Here is a 12,938-nt window from a genome sequence, read left to right as displayed (position 1 = left end):
GGTTTTATGCCAGAAGTAAGATGTTCTGTTTCCAACTGTTCTTTTTGGGGACAAGGTAACTTTTGTCAAGCAAGTGCGATCATCGTTCAGCCTGATGCAGATGAAACTGGTCAAACTGAAAATGATTCATATACAGCTGCTGTTTTAACAAACGAGACGCTAGAAAGTTCTGTAGCAACGAGTGTAGAGACTTGTTGTCATACATTTAAGCCTAGATATTAACAATTATTCCACCTCATATACGTGAGGTGGTTTTTTCTTTCCCTCTTCTTGTTTACGTCATCTCTAATTCTCCCTATAATAAAGTTAACATTTTTATGAATACGAAGGTGAAATACTATGGCTAAAACAATTGCAGATATCGCCAAATTGGCTGGAGTTGCAAAAAGCACAGTCTCTCGTTACTTAAACGGCGGATATGTAAGTGATAAAACAAAACTTAAAATCGAAGGTATTATTCAAGAAACAAATTTCTCTCCCAATACATTTGCTCAAAGTTTAAAAGCAAAAACAACAAATTTAATTGGTGTCATCATCCCCCGATTAGACTCCTTCGCTACAATGAAAACACTTATCGGGATCGATAAAACATTACAGGAAAATAACTATCAAATGCTTGTAGCAAATGCAAATCAAACAACCGGAACTGAAATACAAGCAATTGAAAACTTTATAAAACAAAAGGTAGCTGGCATTATTTTATTAACAAAAACATTGACGAATGAACATCAAAAAATTATGGCTAATTCAAACATCCCTATTTTATTCGTCGGGCAAGAATATAAAGATCAATATTGCCTCGTTCACGATGATTATGATGCAGCTTATGAGTTAGGGGCATACGTTTTATCGCAAGGCCATCGACATATTGCCTATTTAGGGATAGAAAAAGATGATATTTCTGTTGGAATAAATCGAAAAAATGGTTTTCAAAAAGCAATTGAAAATTTAGAACCGACTTGCAACGTTTCATATTACGAAACAACTTTCCGCATAGAAGATGCCATGAAACAAGTACAACATATTTTAGATAATAATCGCCCAACTCTTATCGTATGTGCTACAGATAACATCGCTCTTGGCGCAATGAAAGTCATTCACTCCCACTCTCTTTCTGTACCAGGTGATATTTCTGTAACAGGATTCGGTGGATATGATATTTCAGAAATGGTACACCCTAGTTTAACGACAATTGCGTTTGACTATGAGTATGCTGGAAAGCTTGCTGCCACTTCTCTTTCACAGCTTGTTGAAAACAAAACTATACCAAAAATATTACACTCCCGTTATACATTAAAAATCCAAGAAAGCGTTGACAAAATATAAAGGCACTCTATAATAAAATTAAAACCGGTTCCACATTTTAAAAACAGGATTTTCAACATCATTTCCCTGTTTTTTATTTTAACTTATTACGGAACCGGTTCCATAAAAGAGAATTTATAGTAAGGGGGAATTTTTATGGATATGAAACAAATTGCAACTCAAGTAATACAGAATATTGGTGGAAAGGAAAACATTGTTCGTGCCACACATTGCGCGACTCGCCTTCGTCTTATATTAAAGGATGATACGAAAATAAACGCTGCAGAAATCGAAAACATCGATGGAGTAAAAGGTGCTTTTGCAACGACCGAGCAATATCAAATTATTTTTGGAACTGGCATAGTAAACAAAGTATATGATGAATTCTCAAAACTAATTGGAATAGCCGAACTAGATTCTACAACATCAAACGATATACCTAAGAAAAAAATGAATCCTATCGCCCGCCTAGCAAAGACACTATCTAATATTTTTGTTCCAATTATTCCAGCTATCGTTGCAAGCGGTTTACTTATGGGTCTACTCGGAATGTTGAAAGCGTTTAAATTAGTTCCTGGAGATCACTCACTTATCCAATTACTTGATATGTTCTCAAGTGCAGCTTTCATCATTTTACCCATTTTAATTGGAGTTAGTGCCGCTAAAGAATTTGGTGGAAACATTTTCTTAGGTGCAGTTGTTGGTGGTATATTAACTCACCCAAGCTTAACAAATCCTTGGACTCTTTCAAATGCAAAACCCACAGTTTTACATTTCCTTGGTATGGATATTGATATGATTGGCTATCAAGGTACTGTTTTACCTATTTTATTATGTGTATATGTTATGAGTACAATTGAAAAAGAACTTCGAAAACGTGTTCCGAACTCTTTAGATTTATTAGTTACACCATTCTTAACAATTATTATAACTGGCTTTTTATCACTTATTATTATCGGACCAATTGGATATAAAATCGGTGACGGCATTACGTACCTTTTAAATACAATTTATCAATTTGCAGGACCAGTAGCTGGACTTATATTCGGTGGGTTGTATTCAACAATTGTTCTTACTGGCTTACATCATAGCTTCCACGCTATTGAAGCGGGCTTACTCGCAAATAAAGATATCGGTGTCAATTTCTTACTCCCTATTTGGTCAATGGCGAACGTTGCACAGGGCGGTGCTACTTTAGCTGTCTATTTCAAAACAAAAAACAAAAAAACGAAAGAAATTGCAATTCCAGCAGCAGCTTCAGCATTTTTAGGAATTACAGAACCAGCTATTTTTGGTGTCAATTTAAAACTTGGTAAACCATTTATTGCAGCAGCTATTGGCGGCGCAATTGGAGGCGCTTACGTTGTTTGGATGCAAGTAGCGGCTAATGCATACGGTTTAACAGGTATTCCGATGCTTACAATTGTTGCACCTCTTGGCATGATGAACATGATTCACTATATAATTGGTTTCGCTATTGCAGTTATCACTGCTTTTGTTGCCACATTCATTTTATATAAAGAAAGTAAATAATAACGGGGTGAAAACCTATGTCAAAATATAAAACAATACTGCAATCTAATAAAGACGAATTACATTCTTTATATGAAATTGCAAACCAAGATTCATGGAAACCAATTTATCATATCCACCCACCATTTGGATTAATGAATGATCCTAACGGTGTATCATACTACAATGATGAATATCACGTTTTTTATCAGTGGTATCCATTTGGTCCCATTCATGGAATGAAGCATTGGGGGCATGTGAGGTCAAAAGACCTTATTAACTGGGAGCGTATGCCTGTAGCCATCATCCCTACTGAAAGCTATGAATCACACGGTGCATATTCTGGTAGTGCTATCGTAAAAGATGGCCTTCTTCATCTACTTTATACAGGGAATATAAAAAAGCCTGATGATTCCCGTGATGCAAAACAATGTATGGCAACAATGGATTCACAATATACGATGACGAAATATAGTAATAATCCTGTTATTGATATAATTCCTGACGGATATACAAAACATGTACGTGATCCAAAAGTCTGGAAACATAATGATATGTACTATATGTTACTCGGTGCCCAACGTGAAAATAAAACAGGAACTCTATTACTATACAAATCACAAGACCTATACAATTGGCATTTCCAAGGCGAAATTACAACAAACTTAAAAGAATTCGGATTTATGTGGGAATGCCCCGATTACTTCCAATTATCAGGGAAAGATGTACTTCTCTTTTCACCGCAAGGAATTGAAAAAGACGGAGAAAACTTTCACAATGTATACAATGTCGTTTATGCTATAGGCCATTTCGATATTAAAAATTTATATTTCCATGTTGATTCCTATTACGAAGCTGATAAAGGGTTCGATTTTTATGCCCCTCAAACTTTAGAAGACTCTACTAGTCGTCGCCTATTGTTTGCTTGGGCAGGATCAAGTGAAATCACATATCCTTCTGATGATTATATGTGGGCTCATTGCCTAACACTTCCACGTGAATTAACATTAGAAGATAACATCTTAAAACAAAAACCAGTTTCAGAATTAACAAAACTACGAACAACAAAAAAAGACATTTCAGGAGATATAACAGCTGGATTAAATGTATTATCAACGCTTGATGATGAAGACTCCTATGAATTAATTGTTACACTTAAAACAGAAGATGCAAAACGTTTTGGTCTTTCTCTCTTCCACAATGAGGAGGAATGTTTCCCCATTACATTTAATCGGGAACAAGGTACTATTTCTATAGACAGGGGCAACTTCTACCATCAATTTGGCGGAGAATATGGATTTGAACGCTGTAAAAAAATCGATATTCAAGATACGATAGAACTACAAATATTTGTAGATAAAAGCATCGTGGAAATTTTCTTATACGATGGTTCAACAGTCTTTACGTCCCGAGTTTTTCCTCGAAAAGACATGAAACATCATATCGCAATCTTTTCAGATGCAAAACTAAACTTTACCATCACACAATATAAGCTGAAAAGAGGGATTGTATGAGAAATGTCTTTTGTATAGGTGAACTATTAATTGATTTTGTGTGCCGAAATACTAATGTTTCTTTAGTAAACGGTTCAGATTTCGAAAAAAAAGCTGGTGGAGCACCCGCTAACGTTGCTGCTGCGATTACAAAATTAGGTGGACACGCTACATTTATGGGGCAAGTAGGAAACGACCCATTTGGTGAGTTTCTTGAACAAACTTTACAGCGTGCGCAAGTCGATACATCCATGCTCATAAAAGATAAACAAACAACACTTGCATTCGTATCCATCGATCAAGATGGCGAACGTGATTTTACTTTTATGCGTGGTGCAGATGGTGAATATCAATTCAATAGCATTGATTTATCAAAAATACAAACGAATGATTTAATACATTTCGGTTCAGCGACAGCTTTACTATCAAGCCCATTAAAAGAAACGTATTTTCAGTTGTTACAATATGCGAAAGATAAAGGCCATTTCATTTCTTTTGATCCAAATTATCGAAGTGCACTCATTACAAATACAGAACAATTCTCTCAAGATTGTCTAACCTTTATAAAACATGCACACTTCGTAAAAGTAAGTCAAGAGGAAGCTACTATGCTCTCTAAAGAGAGTGATTTACAACAAGCTGCACTCAAATTATTAAATTATGGCGCAAAAGTAGTAGCTATTACACTTGGAAAAGACGGTACCCTTCTTGCGACAAATGAAGGTCAAACTATTGTCTCTTCTATTTCCATTCAACAAGTCGATACAACTGGTGCTGGTGACGCTTTCGTTGGAGCAATGTTATATCAGATTGCCCAAAGTGAACATACACTTTCGTATCATTTCAAAGACTTAACAGCATTTATCTCCTTTGCAAATAAAGTAGGCGCTATCACATGTACAAATTACGGTGCAATTGCCTCTCTTCCATCATTAACAGATATAAAAGCATACGATTAATCGTATGCTTTTTTTACATTCCTCTCCAAAAATCATGCATAATAAAAAAGTACAAAATAACGAGAACGGCCGTCCCGCATAGGGTAATGCGCCGATATATACTCTTCTCTCCTTCCCTCGCTTTCACAAACGCCCAAATAAATCCGAAGAATAATATTAAATCAACATATGGAACATAAAAAGAAAAGACGAGAAACGCATATAAATACACGATAAATAAACAGGTCGTTACTAAGAAAACTTTAAACGCAAATTCACTTTTCATAATATAACCGCCCCCTATCTGTACTGTATTATATTCAGCAAAATACAATAGTTGCAGTTAAACTCCAAGTATAAATAAGCTACCGTCTATAATACGGTAGCCATTACGGAACATTGTATTTCCGTTTATATATATTACTTAAAATCGAAGAAGGAATTTGCTCGTAACGAACTTTCTCTCCTGTTTCATCTATAATATACGAATTGTTTCCTATATAATATATTCCATCTTTTCGTTTTGAGTACACTGGATATCTTTCATTTGGCAATACCGTTTTCACTTTCGTTAACTGTCCATTTGGTTCTTGCCAATATATATCCGCACGGTCTACTAGCGTAAGTACTCCAATTTGTTCTTCTTCTATTTTTCGACCATTCCAGCTCACAACGCGATAACCAAGCTTATTCGCTTCATATTCGGGGCTCGTATGAAAACGAGAAATGATTACTTTTGTTTGTAATTGTACTCGGTCATATAACCATTGTATATCCCTGTCATGCATACGAATACAGCCATTTGATTCCCTACTTCCAATCGTCCATTCCCGGTTCGTCCCGTGAATTGCATATTCATTCTTATCTAGTCCAAGCCACCTCGTACCAAGAGGGTTATTCGGTGCACCCCCAGGTATTTTTTTTCGATGGTATTCTTTATTTTTAAATTTAGTTATAATACAAAAATTACCTTCAGGCGTAGGTGTACGATCTCTTCCAGTCGTTACTGGAAATGTTTTTGTGTAATTTCCATTTTCAAAAAAAGACAACTGGTTCGTCGTAAGATTTACTAATATTAAATGATCTGTATTAGCAAAAGCACTAACCGGTAGGATGAAAAATAATAGTATGATGAAACATAACTTTTTCAGCTATATCCCCCCTAGCGCTCCCTATAATAAGTGGAATTAACATTACTTTGCTCTTATAAATGAAAACTATCCATTTACAATAACGCCCCCATTTACATGTATCATTTGCCCAGTAACATAGGATGAATCACCAGATGCTAAATATACGTATGCCGGCGCTAACTCATATGGTTGACCAGGCCGTTGCATCGGAACATTGCTCCCAAACTGAGAGACTTTCTTCTCATCAAAGCTCGATGGAATAAGCGGTGTCCAAATCGGGCCTGGTGCAACACCATTTACCCGAATCCCTTTTTGCACTAACGATTGAGAAAGTGATCTTGTAAAAGCTACGATTGCTCCTTTCGTTGCGGAATAATCAATTAACGTTTCATTTCCTTCATATGCAACGATAGATGCCGTATTTATAATGACATCCCCTTTCTTCAAATGAGAAAGGGCTGCTTTCGTAACGTGAAAATAAGAAAAAATATTAATACGAAATGTTTTTTCTAGCTGTTCTGCTGTAATATACTCTAGCCCTTGCTGCGGATATTGCTGTGCAACGTTATTCACTAAAATATTTAAACTACCTAACTGCCGGGCGGTTTCTTCCACAATATCTTTACAATGCTGTTCATTACTCAAATCCCCCGGCAACAATACACACTTTACACCTTCTTTTTCAACACGTTGTTTCGTCTCATTTGCATCTTCTTCCTCATCTAAATAAGCAATCGCAACATTTGCTCCCTCTTTTGCAAAAGCGATGGAAACTGCCCGTCCAATTCCGCTATCTCCTCCCGTAATTAACACATTCTTCCCTTTTAACTTTTCACTTCCTTTATAGTTTGCATCTTCAAACTGCGGAAGGGGGCTCATTAATGATTCAATACCTGGCTGCTTATTTTGATGTTGCGCAGGCATTGTTATAAAGTTTTTTTGCTGTGGCATAGCTGCTTTCAACTCCTTTTCCTTAGCATGTGCACAATAAAAAGCTGAAATTCACACATCGTTTTACGATTAATATTCGAATTTAAGACACAAAATATGAATTGTTATAAACTTTTTATGCAAAACTATTGCAAAATAGATAAAAAACGAATATTATATATAACTGTTGTGAAAATTATTCGTAAACAGAAAGGATGTTTATATGTTTAACCTTTCAAAACATAAAACTTCTATTAAAACTGAAATTATGGCAGGTATTATTACCTTCTTAACAATGGCATATATCATTGTCGTAAACCCTGTTATCCTTGGAGATGCAGGTGTTCCATTTGAACAAGCATTTACAGCAACAATTATCGCTGCTGTTGTCGGAACATTATTTATGGCAATCTTTACAAACTTACCAATCGCAATCGCGCCAGGTATGGGATTAAATGCTTACTTCTCTTACTCTGTTGTAAAAGCGCATGAAGGCATGACTTTCGCAATTGCATTCTCTGCTGTATTCGTAGCAGGTATGATTTTAATTTTGCTATCATTTACATCTTTCCGTACAAAATTAATGGAAGCAATTCCTGAAAACTTAAAACATGCAATTACTGCTGGTATCGGGCTATTTATCGCCTTTATCGGTTTACGTTTAACAGGTATCGTTACAAAAAATGATGCAAACTTAGTTGGACTTGGTGATCTTCACTCTGCTCCAGTACTACTAGCATTAGCTGGACTTGGAATTACAATTGTCCTTATGTCTTTAAATGTAAATGGCGCACTATTTATCGGAATGCTATTAACTGGTATTATCGCTTTCTTCACGGGACAATTATCATTCTCAAACGGTGTTACATCAATGCCTGGTTTACCAGAAGGAATTATCGTTTCAAATCCAATTACTGCTGTATCTGACGTAATTAACTACGGATTATACGGCGTTGTATTCTCATTCTTCCTTGTTACACTATTCGATACAACAGGTACATTACTTGGCGTTGCACAACAAGGTGGATTTATGAAAGACGGAAAGCTTCCAAAAGCAGGACGAGCTCTTCTATCTGACTCATTCTCAGCAACTATTGGTTCTATGTTCGGAACGACACCATCAACAGCTTACATTGAATCATCTGCTGGTGTTGCAGCTGGTGGTCGTACTGGTTTAACAACTGTTACAGTAGCGGTTCTATTCGCACTAGCAGCATTCTTCGGCCCATTAGTAAGTGCTGTTTCTGGTGTATCAGCTATTACTGCACCATCATTAATTATCGTTGGTAGTCTTATGATGGGTTCAGTTCGCCACATCGATTGGGACGCATTTGATGAAGCATTCCCAGCATTCTTAGTAATCTTAAGCATGCCACTTACATCAAGTATCGCAACAGGTATCGCACTTGGATTTATTTCATACCCACTTATGAAAGTGGCAAAAGGTAAATTCCGTGCTGTTCACCCACTTGTGTATGTATTTGGAATTTTGTTTGCTTATCAATTGATATTCTTACCACATTAAAATCTCTCATAAAGAGGGATTTTTTTATACATAAAAAGTAGAGCATCGAAATTCGATGTTCTATTTTCCTTTTTTAAAAGCAATATAAAAAGACTGCAGAGAACTCCATCTCCACAGCCTAATTATTATTTTTGCAAGAACGCCTGCAAATCTGCAAATTGCCTCTTTGCATCTTCATAGCCTTGCTCGTATAAATTTTGTAGTTTTGCTATATCTTTTTCCATACGATCTACTTGAAGCGGCACTTCTGGGCGAATAACAAATAAATTGCCAGCTTGTTCTTCTTTTTCAATATAGTGAAGTGTTTCATTATACACTTCATAACGATTCAGCATCGTGTTAACAAGGTTCGGATATTTTTTATAAGCTTTCGCTGCAATCCATCCAAACTTTGATTTTTTCTTCGCGTAGCCATGATTTCTCGTTAAAATAACGACTGATTTTTTAAATCCATCCTCTTGCGCTTTACGAACTGGAATTGGATCAGAAATCCCGCCATCTAACAGTTGTTTACCGCGGTAATTTACTACTGGTGCAATGAAAGGCAATGAACTAGACGCTTGTAATAAATTTAGCGCATCATCATTCGTTCCTTCTTTTTCAAAATAAACAGATTGCCCTGTTTCACAATCCGTCGTTCCTACAAGGAAACGTTCCGGGCTATTAAAGTATGTTTCAAAATCAAACGGCACATGCTTTTCTGGAATTTCGTGGAAAATGAAATCCATATCAAATAGCTGACGTTTTCTCCATAAGTTTTTATACGATAAATATTTCGGATGTGATGCATAATCAATATTGACCGTTTTATTTCTATTTCTTTGTCTGGAAAGATACGACGCTGCATGACAAGCACCAGCTGATACACCGATTACATATGGAAAATATAAATCTTGTTCCATAAAGTATTCTAATATCCCGCCCGTGTATACACCACGCATACCGCCGCCTTCTAATACTAACCCCGTATTTTCAAGCATGTTACTCTCTCCTCTATATATATTGACTCTTTAATTATTCACCATGTTAAGTATCTTTTTCTATTATATATGAGTTCTTTCAGAAATTATATTTAAAAGACTTGAGAAAAAGGAGTTTTTTCTTCCAATTATATTTCCAAATGACCGGAGACATCCTTTATAAACCTTTGAATAAAGTCTTGCTCTTCTTTCGTATATCCATCTAAAAGTAACAACCACTTTTCTTCAGCTTGCTTATGCAATTTTTCATGAGCTTTATATATTTCATTCCCACTCTCCGTTAAGCTGAAGAAGATTTCTTTTTGATTATCTAACATTTGCAGCTTCTCAACGAATTGCTTTTGAAACAACTTTGTACAAATTTTAGAGATTGCTCCCTTCGTCATGCCCATTTCTGTCGTAATTGCCGTTACATTCATCAAACCATTTTTTCCGATACATTCGATTACATGTAACTCAGATAAAGACATACTACTTACACCTGTCTCACGAAGAAACTTCTCGTTTTGTCGTTTTAAATGTTCTTCTTTTTTATGCAAAAGTGTACGAATGTCCGACAGTATTTCCATTTGCTTCGTTGTATGCTTCAATCCGTTCGCCTCCTAAGTTTCCAAAGAAACAATTTAACTATATACCATTTTAAAATTATTTTTTCATCTTTACAAGTGAGAAAATCATGTTAAAATAAATTTAGTTTCCAAGGAAACTAAAATACAAGGAGGTTAACAAGATGAAAAAATCTAAACTAACTTTCATTTTATATGTTGTCTGTATTAGTGCCTTACTCGGTTCCTTCGCTCAAAATATTTACACACCTATCTTACCGATGATTCAAAATTCTTTTCACACTTCTCTTTATCTTGTAAATGTAACAGTTTCACTTTTCACATTCGTTCTTGCAATTATGCAGCTCGTATATGGACCTTTAATTGATACAAAAGGGAGAAAATCTGTCCTTATCCCTAGTTTAGTCATTAGTACAATTGGTTCAATCGGATGTGCCTTTTCGGCAAACATTTATTTATTTCTCTTTTTTAGAGCTGTTCAAGCTATAGGAATAGCGGCTATACCTGTAGTTTCAGCAACGATTATCGGCGATTTATTTGAAGGAAAAGAACGCGGAGAAGCGATGAGCCTATACCAAATGTTACTTGCCCTCGCACCTGCAATGGCTCCTCTCATAGGTGGTTATCTTGGCAGTATAAATGGTCACTTATCTGTATTTCTCTTTTTATCTACACTTGGCATTATCTTATTAATTATAAACATTTCACTACTCCCAGAAACAAAGCCAAATATAATTAAACAATCTAAAGCACAAAAGAATTACTCTCTTATCTTAAAAAATAAAACTGGATTTTCTATTACTCTTATTGGCTTCATTCAATTTTGTATTTACTTTTGCTTTCTCGTTTTTTTACCGAGTATTTTAACAAATTCATTTCATTTAACTGTAAATAAAATTGGTCTTATGTTTGTACCAATGTCTCTTTCTATCATGCTAGGAAGTTTTTGCTACAAGTTTTTGCAAAAACGACTCACAACAAAGCAAGCTTTATTTATTACGAGTTTCTTCAATATTATATGTGTCGTTTTATTCTCTTTCACATATAACATCAATATCCCATTCATCATTATCGTTACATCTTTGTACGGTTTTAGTATGGGACTTTCTATGCCAACTCACACTACTTTATTAACAGAAGAATTCGTACAAGAACGCGCAACAGCTATCGGTATGTACAACTTCATCCGCTATCTTGGTATGGGCACAGGGCCACTTATAGGTGGATTTCTTTTATTTAACCAAAATTACTTTTGGATTTTCTTCCTAGGCGCAATTATGTTTTTACTTGTAATCTTATATACAATGAAAATGCTAAGTTTTCATTCTGTACAAAAAGCAAAATAGAGCCCCCAAAAAGGTCGGCTCTATTTATCCTCTTTGATCCGCAACAATATGAATATCAATATACTTTGTTTGTCTCATAATTTCATTTACAATAGAGCCTTTTCGTATTTCTTCCCACCTTGTTCTAGCCGATTGTCCAAGTAAAATTTGCGTCACCTGTAATCTTTTTGCCACTTCAATAATAACATCTGCTGGCTTTCTTCCCTTTGCTTCTTCTAATACAAAACTTGCATCAAATTGATTCGTTAGCAACTTCCACTCTTCAATCGTCTGCTTTTTTCCAGCTGAAATAGAATCTATATTTTCCCTCTCAACGTTTAATACGTACAATTCAGCGTTTAACCGATCAGCCATGCGCCATCCCCGTCTTATTAATTTCTCCGCTGTTGAACTGTATTGTACACAAACGAGAATTTTTTCTTTCACTCCGATTGGTTCTATCACTGTTTGACTAATCTTTTCGTCCATATCGTCAGCGACTTCACGAAGCGATAATTCCCTAAGTGCTCCTAAATTATTAAGCGTAAAGAAATTTTGTAAGCTTTGCTGAATTTTTTCTTCTTTATATATCTTTCCGTCTATTAACCTCTTCCGAAGTACTTCCGGTGTTGCATCAACGAGCTGAATTTCATTTGCTTTTTGTAAAATAAAATCTGGAATTCGTTCTCTTACTTTTACATTCGTAATTTGAGCTACAATATCATGAACACTTTCTAAATGTTGAATATTAAAAGCTGATAATACCGATATACCAGCCTCTAACAATTCCTGCACATCCATATAACGTTTCTTATGTTTAGAAACAGGAACATTACTATGCGCAAGTTCATCCACTACGACTACTTGAGGCGCGCGTTTTTTTATTCCTTCCACATCAAGCTCATAAAATACCTTTCCTTTATACTGTATTTCTTTCAAAGGAACTTTTTCTAAATCAGCAATTGCTTCTTCCGTCTCTTTTCTTCCATGCGTTTCAATTAAACCAATTACAATATCAATTCCATCTTTTTTCATTTCCCTTGCATCAAAGAGCATTTTATAACTTTTTCCTACGCCTGGAGCTGCTCCTACATATAACTTTAACTTTCCGCAATTTTGCTGACGAATATATTCTAAATATTCCTCTGGCGTTCGCCTTTGAAACTTCGGTTCATAATCATCTGCATACAAAATAAACACTACCTTTCATTCGAAACAACGCTACCTCAAT

At 35.5% G+C, this 12,938-nt stretch carries 13 protein-coding genes; 7 read left to right on the top strand and 6 right to left on the bottom strand.

All coding sequences use genetic code 11. The features are described from left to right. The first annotated feature begins 6 nt into the window (after nt 1-6). The 5 genes from ACTFN4_RS19555 (at nt 7) to ACTFN4_RS19535 (ending at nt 5,269) form a co-directional block, all read left to right on the top strand. Nucleotides 7-222, top strand: coding sequence for a DUF1540 domain-containing protein (locus tag ACTFN4_RS19555; RefSeq protein WP_001115482.1), 216 nt, complete (start codon nt 7-9; stop codon nt 220-222). Between the two features lie 117 nt (nt 223-339). Next, a complete protein-coding gene (locus ACTFN4_RS19550) occupies nt 340-1,326 on the top strand; it encodes a LacI family DNA-binding transcriptional regulator (protein WP_001140402.1) in 987 nt (328 codons plus the stop codon). 135 nt (nt 1,327-1,461) lie between these two features. Beyond that, nucleotides 1,462-2,838: a sucrose-specific PTS transporter subunit IIBC gene (locus ACTFN4_RS19545; RefSeq protein ID WP_000367320.1), complete on the top strand. Its 1,377-nt coding sequence runs from the start codon at nt 1,462-1,464 to the stop codon at nt 2,836-2,838. A 17-nt stretch (nt 2,839-2,855) separates the two neighbouring features. Beyond that, on the top strand, nt 2,856-4,331 hold the full coding sequence (scrB, locus tag ACTFN4_RS19540; RefSeq protein WP_000049750.1) for a beta-fructofuranosidase: 1,476 nt from the start codon (nt 2,856-2,858) through the stop codon (nt 4,329-4,331). Then, nucleotides 4,328-5,269 (top strand): carbohydrate kinase family protein, encoded by a 942-nt coding sequence (locus tag ACTFN4_RS19535; RefSeq protein WP_001246640.1) that lies wholly within the window; start codon nt 4,328-4,330, stop codon nt 5,267-5,269. The genes scrB and ACTFN4_RS19535 overlap by 4 nt, the downstream gene beginning before the upstream one ends. A gap of 13 nt (nt 5,270-5,282) precedes the next feature. Here the strand turns inward: ACTFN4_RS19535 and ACTFN4_RS19530 are convergent, their stop codons facing one another. The 3 genes from ACTFN4_RS19530 to ACTFN4_RS19520 all read right to left on the bottom strand — a co-directional run bounded on the left by ACTFN4_RS19530 (nt 5,283) and on the right by ACTFN4_RS19520 (nt 7,332). Beyond that, nucleotides 5,283-5,534 carry a hypothetical protein gene (locus ACTFN4_RS19530; protein ID WP_000834195.1) on the bottom strand — a complete coding sequence of 84 codons (252 nt, stop codon included), beginning with the start codon at nt 5,532-5,534 and terminating at the stop codon, nt 5,283-5,285. A gap of 103 nt (nt 5,535-5,637) precedes the next feature. Next, nucleotides 5,638-6,399: a L,D-transpeptidase gene (locus ACTFN4_RS19525; RefSeq protein ID WP_025709928.1), complete on the bottom strand. Its 762-nt coding sequence runs from the start codon at nt 6,397-6,399 to the stop codon at nt 5,638-5,640. Nucleotides 6,400-6,465: 66 nt separating this feature from the next. Then, a complete protein-coding gene (locus ACTFN4_RS19520) occupies nt 6,466-7,332 on the bottom strand; it encodes an SDR family oxidoreductase (protein WP_001136261.1) in 867 nt (288 codons plus the stop codon). A gap of 202 nt (nt 7,333-7,534) precedes the next feature. On the opposite strand from ACTFN4_RS19520, the gene ACTFN4_RS19515 reads away from it, so the two are divergent. Beyond that, nucleotides 7,535-8,836 (top strand): NCS2 family permease, encoded by a 1,302-nt coding sequence (locus ACTFN4_RS19515; RefSeq protein ID WP_000482713.1) that lies wholly within the window; start codon nt 7,535-7,537, stop codon nt 8,834-8,836. A 125-nt stretch (nt 8,837-8,961) separates the two neighbouring features. Here the strand turns inward: ACTFN4_RS19515 and ACTFN4_RS19510 are convergent, their stop codons facing one another. Next, nucleotides 8,962-9,816 carry a patatin-like phospholipase family protein gene (locus ACTFN4_RS19510; protein ID WP_322372564.1) on the bottom strand — a complete coding sequence of 285 codons (855 nt, stop codon included), beginning with the start codon at nt 9,814-9,816 and terminating at the stop codon, nt 8,962-8,964. Between the two features lie 128 nt (nt 9,817-9,944). After that, nucleotides 9,945-10,406, bottom strand: coding sequence for a MarR family transcriptional regulator (locus tag ACTFN4_RS19505; RefSeq protein ID WP_000683326.1), 462 nt, complete (start codon nt 10,404-10,406; stop codon nt 9,945-9,947). A gap of 140 nt (nt 10,407-10,546) precedes the next feature. On the opposite strand from ACTFN4_RS19505, the gene ACTFN4_RS19500 reads away from it, so the two are divergent. Continuing rightward, on the top strand, nt 10,547-11,728 hold the full coding sequence (locus ACTFN4_RS19500; protein ID WP_000748727.1) for an MFS transporter: 1,182 nt from the start codon (nt 10,547-10,549) through the stop codon (nt 11,726-11,728). A gap of 24 nt (nt 11,729-11,752) precedes the next feature. Here ACTFN4_RS19500 and kdpDN read toward each other — a convergent pair whose 3' ends face one another. Further along, nucleotides 11,753-12,907: a KdpD-like non-kinase potassium sensor gene (gene kdpDN, locus ACTFN4_RS19495; protein WP_439962688.1), complete on the bottom strand. Its 1,155-nt coding sequence runs from the start codon at nt 12,905-12,907 to the stop codon at nt 11,753-11,755. Nucleotides 12,908-12,938: the final 31 nt, after the last annotated feature.

The sequence above is a fragment of the Bacillus cereus group sp. MYBK95-2 genome, from assembly GCF_051915225.1.
Lineage (GTDB): Bacteria > Bacillota > Bacilli > Bacillales > Bacillaceae_G > Bacillus_A > Bacillus_A cereus.
Note: the sequence above shows the minus strand (reverse complement) of the source record. Positions and strands in the feature narration are given on the sequence as shown.

What these genes read in the sequence shown, in the direction of transcription:
- ACTFN4_RS19555 (WP_001115482.1), top strand. Translation starts at nt 7, where the DNA reads ATGCCAGAAGTAAGATGTTCTGTTTCCAACTGTTCTTTTTGGGGACAA.
- ACTFN4_RS19550 (WP_001140402.1), top strand. Translation starts at nt 340, where the DNA reads ATGGCTAAAACAATTGCAGATATCGCCAAATTGGCTGGAGTTGCAAAA.
- ACTFN4_RS19545 (WP_000367320.1), top strand. Translation starts at nt 1,462, where the DNA reads ATGGATATGAAACAAATTGCAACTCAAGTAATACAGAATATTGGTGGA.
- scrB (WP_000049750.1), top strand. Translation starts at nt 2,856, where the DNA reads ATGTCAAAATATAAAACAATACTGCAATCTAATAAAGACGAATTACAT.
- ACTFN4_RS19535 (WP_001246640.1), top strand. Translation starts at nt 4,328, where the DNA reads ATGAGAAATGTCTTTTGTATAGGTGAACTATTAATTGATTTTGTGTGC.
- ACTFN4_RS19530 (WP_000834195.1), bottom strand. Translation starts at nt 5,534, where the DNA reads ATGAAAAGTGAATTTGCGTTTAAAGTTTTCTTAGTAACGACCTGTTTA.
- ACTFN4_RS19520 (WP_001136261.1), bottom strand. Translation starts at nt 7,332, where the DNA reads ATGCCACAGCAAAAAAACTTTATAACAATGCCTGCGCAACATCAAAAT.
- ACTFN4_RS19515 (WP_000482713.1), top strand. Translation starts at nt 7,535, where the DNA reads ATGTTTAACCTTTCAAAACATAAAACTTCTATTAAAACTGAAATTATG.
- ACTFN4_RS19510 (WP_322372564.1), bottom strand. Translation starts at nt 9,816, where the DNA reads ATGCTTGAAAATACGGGGTTAGTATTAGAAGGCGGCGGTATGCGTGGT.
- ACTFN4_RS19500 (WP_000748727.1), top strand. Translation starts at nt 10,547, where the DNA reads ATGAAAAAATCTAAACTAACTTTCATTTTATATGTTGTCTGTATTAGT.